Genomic DNA, 17,000 nt, shown 5'->3' on the forward strand with positions numbered 1-17,000 from the left:
CGTCTCGGTTGGAGGAGACGGGACGCGGCGCCTGCGGCCTATTCGCGCGACCAGATTTTCTCCCCGTCCGTCAGTTGCTTATTTTCCAATAGGACCCGCCATGTCTCTCACTATCGCCCAACGCCTCGATCGTTTGAAGGTTCGTACAGCCGAGCTTGCTCACTGGCGCGACAGGCAAAGCGTCGTGATCGACGGCTGGACCTTCGACGGCGAACCGATCGCCCATCATCAGGATTGGCCGCACCGCAAGGGGATGGTTCATTTCGCGGCATCCGCCACAGTGCCGCGCGACTGGCCGATCGATGAGGTTCGCTTGCAGCTCGATCTCGGTGGCGAGAGCCTGATTACATTGCATTATCCGGGCGGTCAGGCCGAGACATTCGGGCTTGATCCCTACCATCAGGAGTTCCCGATCAAGGGCAGGGAATTCTCGATTGCCACTGACAGCGTCGCGCGGTTTCCCTTTGGTGAGCCGAATAGGGCACCGCGGCTCAACAAGGCGAGGCTGATCTGGCTGGATGAACCGGTTCACAAACTGCACCTCCTTTTGCGGCAGATCGGCGAGGCCGCCGTCGTGCTCGAAAGCCATGAAGTGGTGCCGCACTTGATCGAGGCGGCCGAACGTGCGCTGCGCAGCCTCGACTGGCCCTCGGACACGCCAGCCTATATTTCGCGTATATCCGGTGCGGTCATGCAGCAAAAGATCTGGGAACTGCCGGAGCTTCAGGCAGATCCGGCAGGACTGACTGAAGCGCAGAGTGCTTCGGCAGGTGCCGCCTATGATGTGCTGATCGCACGACTGAAAGAGCTTCAAAAGCGTTTTCCGCCGAACGGCGAACTGCTTTTGACCGGCCACGCCCATATCGATCTTGCCTGGCTCTGGCCCTATGGCGAGACGCGCCGGAAGATGCGGCGCACCTTCAATACCGCGCTGTCGCTGATGGAGCGATCGGACGACTTCCGCTTCAATCAATCGACTGCCCATTATTATGCACAGATGGAAGAGGATGATCCCGAGCTTCTCGAACGGATCAAGAAGAAGGTCGCCGAGGGCAAGTGGGAAACCGTCGGCGGCATGTGGGTCGAACCCGATACCAATATGCCGACGGGCGAAAGTCTTGCCCGACAGGTGCTTTACGGGCAGCGCTATTTCGAGAAGCATTTCGGCTTGCGTCATACGGTCTGCTGGCTGCCGGACTGCTTCGGCTTTTCGGGGGCCTTGCCGCAGATCCTGCGGCTCGGCGGGATCGACAGTTTCTTCACGATCAAGGTGAACTGGAGCGAGACCAATCACATTCCGTCTGACCTTTTCTGGTGGAGAGGGTTGGATGGAAGCAAGGTACTGACCCATACTTTCGACAATCCCATGCAGGGCTACAATGGTTTCGTGCGACCGGATTGCTTCGTGCCGACCTGGAAGAATTTCCGCGGCAAGACGCAGCACGACACGTCGCTCTTGGCAGTCGGCTACGGCGATGGCGGCGGCGGCGTGACACCCGAGATGGTCGAACGAGAAATGCAACTGCGTGACTTCCCGGCGATCCCCAAGGCGCGCTGGGGTACGGTGAAGGGCTTTTACGAAAAGGCTCATCGGACAGCGGCGGAAAAGGAGCTCCCCGTCTGGGATGGGGAAATCTATCTCGAACTGCACCGCGCGACGCTGACGTCGCAAAGCGGCGTCAAGCGCAAGCACCGGCAGGCCGAACGGGCGCTGATTACCGCCGAGACGATCGCTTCGCTCGCGCATCTGCTGGGTGCTGCCAAACCGCAAAGCCTGGAAGCGGACTGGCGCGTCGTCCTGAAGAACGAATTCCATGACATCCTGCCGGGCTCGAGCATCCGCGAAGTCTATATCGATGCCGAACGGGAGCTCGATGGCGCCATCGGCAATGCCAAGGCGGAACAGGACAAGGCACTGAAGGCGCTATCGGCCCAGCTTCCGGCGGGCGGGGTGGCGGATGCGCTGATTGCCGTTAATCCGTCGCTCGCGCCACGGCCCCTGACCGCCACGCTTTCTGATGGAACGGTCTTGTCATCTGCCGATATTGTCGCTCCGCTTTCCGTCTTGGTCTTTGATCGCAAGGCATTGAAGCCGGCCGGCATGCTGAAAGCCGATGCGCGCAGTCTCGAAAACGAACATCTGTCCGTCGTCATCGGCGCGGACGGCGCCGTTTCGAGCCTTATTCACAAGGCAACCGGTAGGGAGGCTATCGAGGGTTCGGCAAATCAGCTCTGGGTCTACCCTGCCGACAAGCCGCGCAACTGGGATGCCTGGGATGTCGATGCCGACTATGCCGAAAAGGCTATCCGTCTCGACAAGCCTGAGAGCATTACGCTTGCCGAACAGGGGTCACATCGTGCGGCCATCCGTGTCGTTTACCGATACCGGAACTCGACGGTCACCCAGCTTTACGTGCTGACCGCCAATGCCCGCAGGCTCGATATCGAAACAACGATCGACTGGCATGACCGGCGTACCCTGCTCAGGACGCTGAACCCTGTCGCCGTGCGTTCCCGCACCGCCAGTTTCGAATGCGCCTTCGGTATCGTCGAGCGCCAGACGCATACGAATACCTCCTGGGAACAGGCGATGTTCGAAGCTGCTGCGCACCGTTTCGTCGATCTCAGCGAGCCGGGCTTCGGTGTCGCGCTGCTCAACAACGCCAAATACGGGCACAGCGCGCGCGGCAATGTCATAGGCATGAGCCTCGTGCGCTCGCCGATCTATCCCGATCCGCTCGCCGATGAGGGCGAACAGAGCTTCACCTATGCGCTGATGCCGCATGAAGGCGCCTGGCATGAAGGCGACGTTCTGCAGGAAGCGATCGATCTCAATCAGCCGCTCGTCACCCTCGAGGCTAGCGGGCTCTCGGCGGGCACGCTCTCGCCGCTCGGCGTGAAGGGTATACCGGTTGCTTTTTCGGGGCTGAAGCCGGCAGAGGAAGGAGACGGCCTTATCTTGCGGCTTTACGAGCCGGCGGGTCGGCGCGGCAGGCTTTCGCTCGCTTTGCCCTCGGGCTGGCAGGCTTCTGGACCGCTGAACATCCTCGAAGAGCCGATCGAACGTGCGGGACCTGCCGACATCATGCCGTTTGAAATCCGGACCTGGCGGCTGCAACAAAGCTGATCGCGATGCGCAGCGCTTGTATCGAGAGGATGCGGAAAAGAAGCCGCGGCGGCCACATGACGACCGGATGATGATGTTCTTGGTCGGATTTCAACATGTCGCAGTAGCCCAGCTCGCATCGGGCACTATCTTCGGGTCTGTCCTTTCACCAGACCCGAGGAAACGATCATGACGGAATCCGTGAAGTCCGTACCGGCGCCCCGCGATCAACACCTTCGCGACATGGCCAATTGCATCCGGTTCCTCTCGATGGATGCCGTCGAGAAGGCCAAGAGCGGGCACCCCGGCATGCCGATGGGCATGGCCGACATTGCCGTCGTGCTCTTTTCCGACTTCCTGAAATTCGATGCCGAAGACCCCTACTGGTTCGATCGGGACCGTTTCCTGATCTCCAACGGGCACGGTTCAATGCTGCTCTATAGCCTGCTCTACCTGACCGGCTACCGGGATATGACGATTGACCAGATCAAGAACTTTCGTCAAGTCGACAGCAGGACGGCAGGTCATCCCGAATATCGTCATGCCACGGGTATCGAGACGACCACCGGTCCGCTCGGCCAGGGCATTGCCAATTCGGTCGGTTTTGCGCTCGCCGAGCGCATCATGAACGCCAAATTCGGCGATAGTCTTTCGAACCATTATACTTACGTCTTCCTCGGCGACGGATGCCTGATGGAGGGCATCAGCCAGGAGGCCATATCGCTCGCGGGACACTTGAAGCTCGGTAAGCTGATCGCATTCTGGGACAACAATTCGATATCGATCGACGGGGCGACAAGTCTGGCGGAATCCGACGATCAGCCGGCGCGGTTCCGTGCATCGAGTTGGCATGTGCAGGAGATCGATGGACATGATACCGACGCGATACGCAACGCAATCGTCGAAGCTCAGCGGGTCACTGATCGCCCCTCATTGATTGCCTGCAAGACCATTATCGGTTTCGGCTTTCCGACGCGCGCCGGAACGCAGAAGGCCCATAGTGACGCGCCCGGCGAAGAGGAGATTGCCGGCGCCCGCAAGATTTTGGGCTGGACCGCGCCTCCCTTCGAGATCCCGTCCGACCTGCTGGAAGCCTGGAGGAAGATCGGCGCCAAGGGACGCAACGCCCGGATGGCCTGGGCGGTCCGGGTCCAGACGGCGAAGGCGGACATCCGCCAGGATTTCGAACGTCGGATGAAGGGAGACCTACCCTCGGACTGGACCGCAGCGATCGAGACAGCAAAACAGGAGCTTCTGTCGAGCGACAAGGACCTCGCCACCAGGCAAGCGAGCGGGGTTGTTCTCAACCACCTCGCCGAAGCCCTGCCCGAGCTTATCGGCGGATCGGCGGACCTCACACCGTCGAACAACACAAAAGCCAAATCCATGATCGAGATTGCGCCGGGCCAGTATAATGGATCCTATGTCCATTACGGCGTGCGCGAACATGGGATGGCGGCTGCAATCAACGGCATTGCCCTTCATGGCGGGCTGATCCCTTATGGCGGCACCTTCCTGACCTTTTCCGATTACGCGCGTCCGTCCATTCGGCTAGCAGCGATGATGGCGGTGCGGTCGATCTTCGTGATGACGCACGATTCGATCGGTCTGGGCGAAGATGGACCGACGCATCAGCCTGTCGAACATCTGACGGCGCTGCGCGCCATTCCGGGCCTTGCCGTGTTCCGTCCGGGCGACCCGATCGAGACGGCGGAATGCTGGCAGGCCATTCTCGATGCCCCGCGGCAGGCCGCGCTGATCGCTCTGTCCCGCCAGCCCATGCCGCTTCTGAGAAAGCAGCCAGGCTCTCTCAACCTGTCGGCAAAGGGCGGATATGTGCTGCTTGAGGCTGAAGGTGGCGCGCGCGAGCTGACGATCATGTCAACGGGATCGGAGTTGCACCTTGCCGTAGAGGCAAGGGCGAGGCTTCAGGCGGAAGGCGTTCCGACCGCGGTCGTTTCCATGCCGTGCCGCCTGCTGTTTGAGGCGCAGGCGGCGGACTACAAGCGTGAGGTTCTGGGAGACGGAACTGCGCGCGTTGCGGTGGAAGCAGCAGTCCAGGATAGCTGGGACCGATATCTCGGGCTCGACGGCCGGTTCGTCGGCATGCACAGCTTCGGCGCGTCCGGCAAGATCAACGACGTCTACAGGAAATTCGACATCACCACCGACGCCGTTGTTAAAGCAGCGCAAGGAGCACTGGGTCTTCGCCGACGGTAAGTGATGGGCGTTTGCGGACGGCATGCGGTCTCCAACTGCTCATGGTGCAAGCGCTTCGGCACTATCGGGATAAGACTATTTCGTCATCCGCTCTGTAAGATGTACCCTCGACGGCGATGGCTCAAATCCATCTGCAAAATATTGCGTTTCATGGGCCACCAGCCCGTCGCGAAATTCCATGATGCTGACGGCGTATGACGGTACGTCGTCATAGGCGAGTGTAAATTCGGTGATCCAAAGATCGCCGCTGCCGACAATTCGTCGGACGGAGAACCGCTTCTTGCTTGGTTGGACGACCCGGCTTTGCTGAATGTTGTGCCGACCGCTAATCCGCTCTCCTGATTGTGGATAATCCAGCAAGGCGTCTTCGTGATAGATTTCGTGTTCGGCGTCGAAATCGCTCGCGTCCGAAGCCTGCCAATGGCGCTCCAATCTCTTCTGCACCGTTCGATCTTTCAATGGGATCTCCAACGTTTGCGGCAGTCATTCTCGGTGCCGCAATGGTGAGCTCGATCGCGGATTGTTCGAAGGATACGCCTGCCGAGAACTGCCGACAATTTGCTGATTGTGTGTATCAGCGCGCCGCCGATACACGCTGATACATTTCAGCCGATTTTCGAAATATGCAGGACACGTCGATCCTTGAAACCATTCTTCGTTAACGGGCGCCGCGAATGTCGCAGCAATTGAAGGAGAGTGTTTCATGAGCAAGGCCGACAATGTTTCAATTCGGCGTAGTGTTTCCGATCGAGCGATCGCCGTGGCTTTTGGCTCGCTGTTGCTGGTTCCGGTGATCTATGCACTGCCGGTCCATGCTGCCGATCTTGCGTCGAATGTTGCCACGATGGCGGCGAGCGCGGACGAAAGCGTCCGGCCGTTCCAGATCCACGTTCCGCAGTCGCAACTCGAAGACCTGCGCAGACGCATCGCCGACACCCGATGGCCCGACAAGGAGACAGTCGGCGACGACTCCCAGGGTATTCAATTATCACGCGTTCAGGATCTGGTTCGTTATTGGGGTACTGAGTACGATTGGCGCAAGACCGAGGCGCGACTCAATGCATTGCCGGAATTCGTCACGACGATCGACGGTGTCGACATCCAGTTCATCCATGTTCGTTCGCGCAATCCCAACGCTCTCCCGATCATCCTGACCCATGGTTGGCCAGGATCGATATTTGAGTTCATCAAGACCATCGGTCCTCTCACGGACCCGACTGCATATGGCGGCCGGCCGGAAGATGCCTTCGACGTCGTCATCCCCTCGATACCAGGCTACGGATTTTCCGGAAAGCCGACCGATCAGGGCTGGGGGCCGGACCGGGTCGCCCGGGCCTGGGATGTCCTGATGAAACGGCTCGGCTATGACCACTATGTTTCTCAGGGTGGCGATCATGGTTCGGTGATCTCCGACGCGTTGGCACGCCAGGCGCCGAAGGGTCTGCTGGCAATCCATCTCAATATGCCCGCGACGGTTCCAGGCAACCTCATGAAAGCCATCAACAGCGGAGACCCGTCACCCGCGGGCCTGTCGCCGCCGGAGCGAGAGGCCTATAATTCCTTGAGCACCTTCTTCGGCCGAAACGCTGCCTATGGCGCCATAATGGTGACCCGGCCGCAGACGATCGGCTACTCGCTTTCCGACTCGCCGGCTGGCCTGGCGTCCTGGATCTACGAGAAGTTTGCGCAGTGGAGCGACAGCGGCGGCGTTCCTGAACGCATTTTCTCCAAGGACGAAATGCTTGATGACATCACGCTCTATTGGCTGACGAACACCGGCGCATCGTCTTCGCGGTTCTATTGGGAAAACAACAATAACAACTTCAGTGCCGAGGCCCAGAAGACAAAGGACATCAAGATCCCTGTCGGCATCACGGTCTTTCCAAAGGAGATCTACCAGGCGCCGGAAAGTTGGGCCAAGCAGGCCTATCCCTCGCTCACCTACTACCATGAGGTCGAAAAAGGCGGACATTTTGCCGCCTGGGAGCAACCACAGCTCTTCGCCGAGGAAGTGAGAGCCGCTTTCAAATCGGTACGCTGACGACGTCGAACCAGTGGTCCTCGTTCGAGGGCCACCCACTGGCGTCGCCGCCACGCTGTGTCGTTTATGATCGGCGCGACCTCGGACATAAACCTCGTCCATGCCCCCGGCTCGAAAACCGGCATCAATGCCCTATACTTTGATCCACTTTCCAACTTGCGATCGGACGTAATAATCTTCCGGTAGCAATGCTTAAGCGTTTCAGTTCTCGACTTTTATGGAGGCTTCATGTCCGTCTCAGATGACCAGATACTTACGCTGCAAGTGGCAAATATGAGGCCGCAGGATGCGGGAACAAGCATTGCGCGGCTGTCTTCGGCAGCAATGGGCAAGCTTGGTATTCGAGAGGGTGACCTTATCGAACTCGTCGGCAAGCGCCATACGGCTGCGGTCGCCATGCGCCCTTATCCCGACGACGAAGGGCTAAACATTGTGCGCCTCGACGGCCTGCAACGTGTAAATGCCGGAGTGACGAGCGGAGACCATATCGAAATCCGCAAAGCCGAGGCGCGCCCGGCGACAAAGGTCGTTCTGGCGCCAGCGCAGAAGAATTTGGTGTTGCAGGGATCCGGTGAGGCTCTGCAGCGAACTTTCCTTCAGATGCCGATGGTTGCGGGGGACGTCGTGTCGACTTCGGTGCAGCAGCGGATAAGGGACCCGCGGTTCAGTCTTCCGGCCTACGGTCTTCAGGAAATCAGGCTCGTTGTCGTCTCGACGCAGCCTCGCGGCATCGTCCAGATGACGGAGCAGACCACAGTCGAGCTGCGTCCGCAGTTCGAGGAGCCGAAGGAAGCCCGCCGCGCGGATGTCACCTATGACGATATTGGTGGTCTCGGCTCGTCTGTCGAACAGGTCCGCGAGATGGTGGAGCTTCCCTTGCGCCATCCGGAGCTCTTTCAGCGCCTCGGCATCGATCCGCCGAAGGGTGTTTTGCTCTACGGGCCTCCGGGAACCGGCAAGACCCTTCTTGCCCGGGCGGTGGCGAACGAGACGGAGGCCAACTTCTACCATATCGCCGGACCGGAAATCATGGGAAGCCGCTACGGCGAGTCGGAGGAACGGTTGAGGCAGGTCTTCCAGGAAGCCTCGCAGAACGCTCCCTCCATTATCTTCATCGATGAGATCGATTCCATCGCGCCGAAGCGTGAACAGGTCACCGGCGAGGTCGAGCGGCGCATCGTTGCCCAGCTCCTGACCTTGATGGACGGGCTGGAGCCCCGGCAGAATATTGTCGTCATCGGCGCGACCAATAGGCGCGATGCGATCGACGAAGCGCTGAGGCGTCCAGGACGTTTCGATCGCGAGATCGTTATCGGTGTTCCAGACCAGAATGGACGGCGCGAAGTCCTGGCCATTCACACACGTGGTATGCCGCTTGCGGAAGATACAGATCTCGACGAAATCGCCAGAACGACCTACGGTTTCGTCGGCGCGGATCTGGGGGCGCTCGTTCGGGAAGCCGCCATGGATGCGTTGCGGCGCGTGCTGCCCGACATCAATCTTCGGGAAGGGATCCCAAGCGACGTTCTGGAGAAGCTGACGGTTTCACAGGATGACTTCATGTCGGCGATGAAGCGTATTCAGCCATCAGCTTTGCGTGAAATCATGATCCAGGCACCCAACGTGCGCTGGGATGACGTCGGCGGGCTGGACGAAGCACAGATGAAGCTGAAAGAGGGTGTGGAGCTGCCGCTGCGTGCGCCGCAGTCCTTCAAGCGCATGGGCATTCGTCCGGCCAAGGGTTTCTTGCTCTTCGGGCCTCCGGGAACAGGCAAGACACTGCTGGCGAAAGCCGTGGCGCGCGAGGCTGAAGCCAATTTCGTGGCGACGAAGTCATCCGATCTTTTGTCGAAATGGTATGGCGAATCCGAACAGCAGGTTTCGCGGCTCTTCGAGCGCGCCAGGCAGGTCGCCCCGACGGTTATCTTTATCGATGAGATCGACTCGCTTGCTCCGGTCCGCGGCGGAGGCTTGGGTGAGCCGGCGGTGACGGAACGTGTGGTCAACACGCTTCTGGCAGAAATGGATGGCCTGGAAGACATGCAGGGTGTCGTTGTCATGGCGGCAACCAACCGGCCAAACCTTCTCGATCCTGCGCTTCTGAGACCGGGCCGTTTTGACGAACTGGTCTACGTTCCGGTCCCTGATGCGAAAGCACGGCTAAAAATTCTCGGTATCCACACGAAGAAGATGCCGTTGGCAAAAAATATCGATTTGGATGAACTCGCCGAACAGACCGTACGCTTTACAGGAGCCGACCTTGAGGACTTGACGCGTCGCGCAGGTCTCATTGCGCTGCGCCGATCGCTCGACGCCTCCACTGTGACCAAGGAGGATTTCTCCAAGGCTCTCCACGAAGTCCGCCCGTCCGTCACCCCGGAAATGGAGCAGGAATACGAGGAGATGCTGCGGACGCTGAGGCAAGAAAGCCCGCAGCGACGACAGATCGGTTTCACCCCACTGCGGCAGGCTGCTGAGTAGAAACGATAGAGGCGACTTAACCGAGTCGCCTCCAATCTCTTTGGTCTGATGCGCAAACCGCTGGAGCGAAGCCAAGGAAGCCGGCTGCAGGCCTGGCATCGGCTTAACTGCGCGATCAAGTAGCGCATCGCCAAATTGATAAATTCCTGTAGCCAGGCGTTTTGGCCGGGCTGTTTCCACTCAGTAAAAAAACGAACTTGTCTGACGAGTTTTTTCCGAGCCGATGATGCTGTGCCGAATCGAGTCTCGGGGCTCATTTATCGGACTTGGCACACGTGTGCATTTTATCCGCTTTTGTCATTCCGATGTTACGCGCCGGAGCTAGCAAGTCTCAGAGCTCATCTGAGGCGCAGCCTCGATAACGAAGGGAGACAGGTATGAATAGGCGCGAATTTCTGATCACCTCATCGGCGGCTGCGGGTCTTTTCGCCCTTCCGCGTTTTGCCTCAGCCGCCGCGGGCACGATCGACCTCTACAGCGGCTCTGATGCCAATATTATCGACCTCTGGAACAACATCATCCGTCCAGCCTTCGAAAAGGCGCATCCGGACGTCGCGCTGAAGGTTACCGATGCCGGCGATAACAACGGCCTTCGGGCCATCGGCGACCGCGCGCTCGCTGCGTTGAAGACCAAGACCGATCCGCAGGCCGACCTCTTCGAATCCTTCGATCCGCGCCTTCCGGCCGGCGGCATCGATGCGGGTCTCTGGGTGAAGTTCTCGGCTGAGAATGTGCCCGGCTTCGAGAACGTCAATCCGCTCGCGATCGACACGCCCTACGCGCTGCCCTATCGGGGCTCGCAGGTTCTGCTTGCCTATGACAAGACCAAGCTTGACCCGAAGGATGCGCCGAAGACCTGGGAACAGCTGACCGCCTGGATCAAGGCCAATCCCGGCCAGTTCATCTACAACCGTCCGGACAAGGGCGGTTCGGGCCTCAATTTCGTTCGCCGCGCGATCCACGAAGCCAATGGCCGTGATCCCAAGAAGTTCAAGATCGACAACTTCACCGCCGAGTTTGCCGAACAGTCGCTGGCGCCCACCTGGAAGATCCTCAACGATCTCGCGCCGTCGCTCTATCAGAAGGGCGCCTATACTGCGGGCAATACACAGTCGATCCAGCTGCTCGCCCAGGGCGTCGTCACCATGGCTCCGGTCTGGTCCGACCAGGTTCTGCAGGCGATCTCGCAGGGCGTCCTGCCTGAGACGACCGGCCTCGTGCAGCTCTCCGATCTCGCGCTCTGCGGCGGTTTTTCGGCCATGACGATCTTCACCAACGGCGCGAACAAGGACGCCGCCCTCAAGCTCGCCGCCTTCATGTTGACGAGCGAGATGCAGGAAGCCATCATCACCGAAATCGGCGGCTTCCCGGGTGTTTCCTGGGATCACATTTCCGAGGACCTCCGCAAGAAATATGCCGATGTCATCCCGGCGACCATCCCGACCTTCCCGGGCGGCGATTGGGAAAAGGCGATCAACGACGGCTGGTACCGCAACGTCGCTCCCGGCATCAGCCGCACCTGATGGTGGTCGAAACGACACAGCCTGCGGTCGTCGACCGCGCTCAATCTCTCAGCAGGGGGAGCCTTTACGGGCTCCTCCTCGTCGGCATGCCGGTCTTTCTGGTCGGCTGGCTGATCATCTTTCCGATCTTCTCGGCGGTCGCGACAACCATTTTCGTGCGCCAACCGGACGGGACGACCGCATTTTCGCTCGCCTCCTACCGTTTCTTCTTCACGGATGGGTACAGCCTGAACAATCTCTGGCTGACGCTCTGGACGACCCTTGTCTGCGGTCTGCTCCTGCTTGCGATCGGCCTTCCGATTGCGCTTTATCTCCGCTTTTCCGGAAGCCGCCTTGCCGGCTATGTGCAAGGTCTCGCGATCTTTCCGATGTTCGTGCCCTCGATTATTCTCTCCTATGCGCTCATCCGCACGATCGGACCGAACGGCACGGTCGACATCCTGCTCAATGCCGTCGGCCTGCCGAAACTGCCGAGCCCCTATCTGACGCCCTGGGGACCGGTCATCGGCCTCGTCTGGGACAATCTGCCTTTGACCGTCCTGATGCTGACGGCTGGCCTCTCTTCCGTTTCCAACAGCTCCATCGAAGCGGCCCGCGATGTCGGAGCGACGCCTCCAAGGGTCTTCATCTCGATCATTTTGCCGCGCATGGGCAATTCGCTGCTGGTGACGGCTTCTTTCGCAGTGCTCGGCATATTCTCGGCCTTCACCTTGCCCTACGTGCTCGGCCCCGCCTCGCCGGAGATGATGGGGCCCTTCATGCAGCGCACGTTCGCCGATATGAACGACCCGTTGAATGCGCTGACGCAGGCCGTCATCAGCTTCTGCTTCTGCCTCCTCTTCGGCGTCTTCTATGTCTGGTCGATCGCCCGCAACCGCGAGGGCCGATGATGCGCCAGTCGACCGCCTTGAAATTCGATTGGATTGGCCTTGCCTTCTCGCTGCTGCTGACGCTCTTCATCGCGTTGCCGCTGCTGGTCGTTGCCACCTGGGCCTTCACCGAGATCTGGCGCTACCCTTCCGTCATTCCCCAGCAATTCGGCCTGCGTTTCTGGTCGCAGACGCTGGCCCGCAAGGATGTCTGGGATGCGCTTTTCCTCAGCCTGTGGCTGACGGCGACGGTAACGGTGTTGTCGGCGATCATCTGCCTGCCTGCGGCCTATGCCTTTGCGCGTATGCGCTTTCCCGGGCGCAACGTCCTCTTCCTCTCGTTTCTCGCCTCGCATGCCTTTCCCAAGTTCGGGTTGCTGGTGGCGATTGCCGGCATCTTCCTGCAGCTGGGGCTGATCAGTACCTTCTGGGGCGTAGTGCTGATCCAGCTCGTTGGTACGCTGATGCTGATGATCTGGATCCCGGTCGCCGCCTTCCAGAATGTCGACCGGCGCATGGAGGAGGCCGCGCGTGACGCCGGCGCGACGCCGCTTCGCGTCTTCTGGTCGATCACATTGCCGCAGGCTGCACCGACGATCTCAGCCGCCGTGCTCCTGACATTCGTCGGCACTTTCTATGAGACCGAGGGTGCCTGGCTGATCGGCGCGCCCGAGATCCGCACCATGCCGGTGCTGATGATCAGCTTCATCAATAGCCAGATTGTCGTGCAATACGGCGCGGTCCTTTCCGTCATGCTGTGGGTGCCGTCCTTTGCGGCATTGATGTTTGCGCGGCGCGCTATCGGGACTGGCGCCTTTGCGCGGGGCTTCGGCGCCTAGCGCCGATAGAAAGGATTTAACAATGGCACATCTGGCGATCGAAGGCGTTTCGAAGAGCTTCGGCCACACCTTTGCCGTCCGCGATTTCTCGCTCGAGGTGGGCGATGGCGAACTCGTCTGCCTGCTCGGCCCATCGGGTTCCGGCAAATCGACGTTGCTGCGGATGATCGGCGGCTTCGAACGGCCGACGGGCGGCAGCATTCGCATCGATGCCAAGGATGTGACCACCCTGCCGCCGGAGCGGCGCCCGACCGGCATGGTGTTCCAGAGCCATGCTCTCTGGACCCATATGGATGTCTTCAACAATATCGCCTTCGGTCTGAAGTTGCGGCGCCTGCCGACGGCAGAGATCCGTCAGCGTGTCGAGGATGCCCTCGTTCTTGTTGGCCTTGCCAATTATGGACCGCGTGCCGTGACACAGCTATCGGGCGGCCAGCAGCAGCGCGTGGCGCTTGCCCGCTCGCTCGTCCTCGAACCGAAGATCCTGCTGCTCGACGAACCCTTTGCCAGTCTCGACCAACATCTGCGCGAGCGGCTGCGCGAGGAAGTGCGCGATATCCAGCAGCGGCTCGGCATCACCACGCTATTCGTTACCCACGGCCAGGACGAAGCCCTCGCACTTGCCGACCGCATCGTCGTCATGCGCGACGGCCGCACCGAGCAGGTGGCTCCGCCGAGCGTTATCTATCGCGCGCCGCAGACGGCTTTTGTCGCGGGCTTTATCGGCTCGATGAATTTCGTTCAGACCGAGGTCCGCAACGGGGTCTGCACGCATCCGCTTTTCAGCTTCCCCGTCCCCGTTGCAGACGGGAAGGTGACACTGGCGATGCGTCCGGAAGCATTGACGGTTCGTTCCTCCAACCGGCCGGCAGAGGCGACGGTCCACCGCGTCACCGATTTCGGCACGCACAAGATCGTCGATATCGACCTTGCCGGTGGTGTCAGGCTGAAGGCGATGGTTGCGCCGAGCGACATGATCAGGGCCGGCATGCACATCACTCCGAGCTGCTCCGCCTTTTTCGCCTTCCGCGACAATGCCCTGATCCACCAGTCAGGATCTGCCGAAGCGGCTGCAACCGTGCAGCCGCTCTTCACGGCCTGACATGCCTCAGGCTTTCGACTGAAAGCCTTCCTGGAGCCAGGGATAAAGTGTCTTGCTTGCCGCGAGGATATCGCCTTTGCCCTTCACATCGGCGCCGGAGAAGCGCGTGACGATGCCGCCCGCTTCCTCGACCATCAGCGCCGATGCGCCGAAGTCATGAACCGCGAGGCCGTCCTCAAAGAAGCCGTCCAGCCGGCCGCAGGCGACATAGGCGATCGAAAGCGCGGCCGAACCGAGCCGACGCACACCGGCGGTATTGGCCATAAGACGTTTGACGGCATCAAAATAAAGCTCTTCCGGGATCGCCTTGACCTGGCCGGGGATCGGCAGGCCGGCGCCCACCAGCACGTTCTGGATATCGGCCACCTCGGCGCAATGGATCCGCTCGCCGTTCAGCCAGGCACCGCCGCCAGCCTCGGCGCTGAAGAGCTCGTCCTGCATGGCATCATAGACGACGCCTGTGACGACGCGGCCGGCCTCGGCGACCGAGATCGTCATGCCGAAATGCGGGATGCCCCAGGCGAAATTGGTCGTTCCATCGATCGGGTCGATATAGATGACTGGCGCATCCGTGCCGCCCTGCCTATTGCCGACTTCTTCCTCGCCCTTGATCGCATAGGTCGGGAATGCGCTCATCATCTCCTCGACGATGATCCGTTCGACCGCGACGTCGATTTCCGTCTGGTAGTCGCGCGGAGCCTTGTGGACCATCTCCGTCGCCGTGCGTCGTCTGAGTGCCTTGCGCGCCGTTTCGCCTGCCTTAAGGGCGGTTTCGGCGAGCACGAGAAGGCGGGGCGAGGCTGCTGGCGACAGGCGCGCGGCGGTCGAAGACAATTTCATGAAGACAATCCGTGTGATGACTGGAGGAGAGGGGCAGTTCTGCCATTCCCATTACAAATGTGCATGATGTTTTTATGAAGCGGGCGCAGTGGCATGCGCCACGGCGCTGTCGCGGCTAAGCCGGTCGTCTGCCTAAATCGGCTTGGTCACAGCCGCCGATGGGGCTCTTCCCACAGGCTGTTGTCGTGGCGCCCACCGGTTTGAGACACAGCGTCCGACGTCAGCGAGACAGGAAATTCGAGACCGTCAGGTCGACGAGCTCGTCTCCGCGGCCGTTCATCACCGCGCGAATGGCCCAAAGACCGAAACCCTTCACTTGCGCTGCTTCGATCCTAGGCGGCATCGATAGTTCCTGCGTATTCGTGACGACGTCGAGTAGTGCCGGGCCGGGATGCGTCAGAATTTCCCGGATGGCACCGTCGAGTTCGCCGGGATCTTCCACGCGAATGCCATGCACGCCGGCTGCCCGAGCAACCGCCGCAAAATCCGGATTCTTGAGTTCGGTTCCCGTCTCAAGGAAGCCTGAAGCCTTCATTTCCATCGCCACGAAACCGAGAACAGAATTGTTGAAGACGACAACCTTGACCGGCAGGTTCTGCTGAACGAGCGTCAGGAAGTCGCCCATCAGCATGGCAAAGCCGCCATCGCCGGACATGCTGATGATCTGGCGCCCCTTGTATGTCGCCTGTGCCCCTATCGCCTGAGGAAGTGCATTGGCCATCGATCCGTGAACCAGGGACCCGATCAGGCGACGCTTTCCGTTCATTTTCAAGTAGCGTGCCGCCCAGATCGTCGGGGTTCCGACATCGAAGGTGAAAACGGCATCGTCGGACGCGTGCTCGCTCAGAAGGCGTGCCACATATTGCGGATGGATCTTGCCGCCCTCTCGGCCTGTGGCGAGATCGTCGAGACCCTCACGCGCCTTCCTGTAGGCGGCAAGACACGCATCCAGGTGATCCCTGTCGGCTCGCTCCTTAAGCTTCGGCAGCGCTGCTGCCAGTGTCGATTTGACGTCGCCGACGATTGCGAGATCGAGCGAAGCCCGGCGGCCAAGATTTTCCGGCCGAATATCCACCTGCACGATCTTTGCGTCGGTTGGGTAGAACTGCCGGTATGGGAAATCGGTGCCGAGCATAAGAAGCGTGTCGCATTCCAGCATGGCCTTGTAACCCGAAGAGAAGCCGATCAGACCGGTCATGCCGACATCGAACGGATTGTCCCACTCGACATGTTCCTTGCCACCGAGCGCGTGGACAACAGGCGCCTTCAGCCGATCCGCGAAGGCGATCAATTCGTCATGCGCTCCTTCGCAGCCGCGTCCGCACAGAAGGGTGACTTTCGAACTCTCGTTGAGCAGCGCTGATAGTCGATCGATCTGATCGTTTGTCGGCACGATGTTCGGCTGGGACAGCGTGAGTGCAGCAGGTGTTGAAATCTTGGCTGCAAAATCGGTCAATGCCACGTCGCCGGAAATGACCACGACGGCAACGCCGCGCTTTCCGATAGCGGTGCGAATGGCCGTTTCGATGACACCAGGCAATTGCTCTGGATGGCTGACAAGCTCACAATAGTGGCTGCATTCCCGGAAAAGCTGGTCAGGGTGCGTTTCCTGAAAATAGCCTCGGCCGATTTCGGCCGAAGGTATCTGCGCGGCAATGGCCAGCACCGGGACCCGCGAGCGATGGCAGTCGAACAGGCCGTTGATAAGGTGGAGATTGCCCGGGCCGCAGCTTCCGGCGCACACGGCCAGATCGCCGCTGAGATGGGCTTCGGCCCCTGCCGCGAAGGCGGCTGTCTCTTCATGGCGGGTATGGACCCACTCGATGTCGCCTCTCTTTCGCAACGCTTCCGTGAGCCCGTTAAGGCTGTCGCCGACCACCCCATATATCCGCTTGACCCCGGCCGAATGCAGCACCTGTGTCAGGACATCAGCTACCTTGGATTTCATCGAACGGCTCCGGGCTTTGGGTTTCAGGTGG

General features: G+C 60.2%; 11 protein-coding genes. 8 read left to right on the forward strand and 3 right to left on the reverse strand.

Going from position 1 to position 17,000, the window contains the following annotated elements; all coding sequences use genetic code 11:
- Window positions 1-100 precede the first annotated feature (100 nt).
- Both ACK9YZ_RS23815 and tkt read left to right on the forward strand, forming a co-directional pair.
- Window positions 101-3,127, forward strand: a complete 3,027-nt coding sequence (locus tag ACK9YZ_RS23815; protein ID WP_416067824.1) for an alpha-mannosidase — start codon at window positions 101-103, stop codon at window positions 3,125-3,127.
- Between the two features lie 168 nt (window positions 3,128-3,295).
- Complete coding sequence (tkt, locus tag ACK9YZ_RS23820; protein WP_416067825.1) at window positions 3,296-5,326, forward strand: transketolase; 2,031 nt, start codon at window positions 3,296-3,298, stop codon at window positions 5,324-5,326.
- 75 nt (window positions 5,327-5,401) lie between these two features.
- On the opposite strand, the gene ACK9YZ_RS23825 is transcribed toward tkt, so the two are convergent.
- Window positions 5,402-5,785 carry a nuclear transport factor 2 family protein gene (locus ACK9YZ_RS23825; RefSeq protein ID WP_416067826.1) on the reverse strand — a complete coding sequence of 128 codons (384 nt, stop codon included), beginning with the start codon at window positions 5,783-5,785 and terminating at the stop codon, window positions 5,402-5,404.
- 244 nt (window positions 5,786-6,029) lie between these two features.
- Here ACK9YZ_RS23825 and ACK9YZ_RS23830 point away from each other — a divergent pair, with 244 nt between their 5' ends.
- The 6 genes from ACK9YZ_RS23830 (at window position 6,030) to ACK9YZ_RS23855 (ending at window position 14,181) form a co-directional block, all read left to right on the forward strand.
- Complete coding sequence (locus ACK9YZ_RS23830; protein WP_416067827.1) at window positions 6,030-7,367, forward strand: epoxide hydrolase family protein; 1,338 nt, start codon at window positions 6,030-6,032, stop codon at window positions 7,365-7,367.
- 228 nt (window positions 7,368-7,595) lie between these two features.
- Window positions 7,596-9,848 carry a CDC48 family AAA ATPase gene (locus ACK9YZ_RS23835; RefSeq protein WP_416067828.1) on the forward strand — a complete coding sequence of 751 codons (2,253 nt, stop codon included), beginning with the start codon at window positions 7,596-7,598 and terminating at the stop codon, window positions 9,846-9,848.
- A gap of 377 nt (window positions 9,849-10,225) precedes the next feature.
- Complete coding sequence (locus ACK9YZ_RS23840; RefSeq protein WP_216759391.1) at window positions 10,226-11,371, forward strand: extracellular solute-binding protein; 1,146 nt, start codon at window positions 10,226-10,228, stop codon at window positions 11,369-11,371.
- Entirely contained in the window at window positions 11,371-12,261 is an 891-nt protein-coding gene (locus ACK9YZ_RS23845) for an ABC transporter permease (protein WP_416067829.1), read from the forward strand. Before ACK9YZ_RS23840 ends, ACK9YZ_RS23845 begins: the two co-directional genes overlap by 1 nt.
- Window positions 12,258-13,079, forward strand: coding sequence for an ABC transporter permease (locus tag ACK9YZ_RS23850; RefSeq protein ID WP_416067830.1), 822 nt, complete (start codon window positions 12,258-12,260; stop codon window positions 13,077-13,079). The genes ACK9YZ_RS23845 and ACK9YZ_RS23850 overlap by 4 nt, the downstream gene beginning before the upstream one ends.
- 22 nt (window positions 13,080-13,101) lie before the next feature.
- Complete coding sequence (locus ACK9YZ_RS23855; RefSeq protein ID WP_416067831.1) at window positions 13,102-14,181, forward strand: ABC transporter ATP-binding protein; 1,080 nt, start codon at window positions 13,102-13,104, stop codon at window positions 14,179-14,181.
- A 6-nt stretch (window positions 14,182-14,187) separates the two neighbouring features.
- Here the strand turns inward: ACK9YZ_RS23855 and ACK9YZ_RS23860 are convergent, their stop codons facing one another.
- Both ACK9YZ_RS23860 and poxB read right to left on the reverse strand, forming a co-directional pair.
- Entirely contained in the window at window positions 14,188-15,021 is an 834-nt protein-coding gene (locus ACK9YZ_RS23860) for an inositol monophosphatase family protein (RefSeq protein WP_416067832.1), read from the reverse strand.
- Between the two features lie 220 nt (window positions 15,022-15,241).
- Entirely contained in the window at window positions 15,242-16,969 is a 1,728-nt protein-coding gene (gene poxB, locus ACK9YZ_RS23865; protein WP_416067833.1) for a ubiquinone-dependent pyruvate dehydrogenase, read from the reverse strand.
- Window positions 16,970-17,000: the final 31 nt, after the last annotated feature.

The organism is Rhizobium sp. ZK1, from assembly GCF_047782645.1.
GTDB lineage: Bacteria > Pseudomonadota > Alphaproteobacteria > Rhizobiales > Rhizobiaceae > Rhizobium.

Excerpts from the sequence above, each read along its gene's own strand:
- ACK9YZ_RS23815 (WP_416067824.1), top strand. The coding sequence starts at position 101 with ATGTCTCTCACTATCGCCCAACGCCTCGATCGTTTGAAGGTTCGTACA.
- ACK9YZ_RS23860 (WP_416067832.1), bottom strand. The coding sequence starts at position 15,021 with ATGAAATTGTCTTCGACCGCCGCGCGCCTGTCGCCAGCAGCCTCGCCC.
- ACK9YZ_RS23840 (WP_216759391.1), top strand. The coding sequence starts at position 10,226 with ATGAATAGGCGCGAATTTCTGATCACCTCATCGGCGGCTGCGGGTCTT.
- ACK9YZ_RS23845 (WP_416067829.1), top strand. The coding sequence starts at position 11,371 with ATGGTGGTCGAAACGACACAGCCTGCGGTCGTCGACCGCGCTCAATCT.
- poxB (WP_416067833.1), bottom strand. The coding sequence starts at position 16,969 with ATGAAATCCAAGGTAGCTGATGTCCTGACACAGGTGCTGCATTCGGCC.
- ACK9YZ_RS23855 (WP_416067831.1), top strand. The coding sequence starts at position 13,102 with ATGGCACATCTGGCGATCGAAGGCGTTTCGAAGAGCTTCGGCCACACC.
- ACK9YZ_RS23830 (WP_416067827.1), top strand. The coding sequence starts at position 6,030 with ATGAGCAAGGCCGACAATGTTTCAATTCGGCGTAGTGTTTCCGATCGA.
- ACK9YZ_RS23835 (WP_416067828.1), top strand. The coding sequence starts at position 7,596 with ATGTCCGTCTCAGATGACCAGATACTTACGCTGCAAGTGGCAAATATG.
- tkt (WP_416067825.1), top strand. The coding sequence starts at position 3,296 with ATGACGGAATCCGTGAAGTCCGTACCGGCGCCCCGCGATCAACACCTT.
- ACK9YZ_RS23850 (WP_416067830.1), top strand. The coding sequence starts at position 12,258 with ATGATGCGCCAGTCGACCGCCTTGAAATTCGATTGGATTGGCCTTGCC.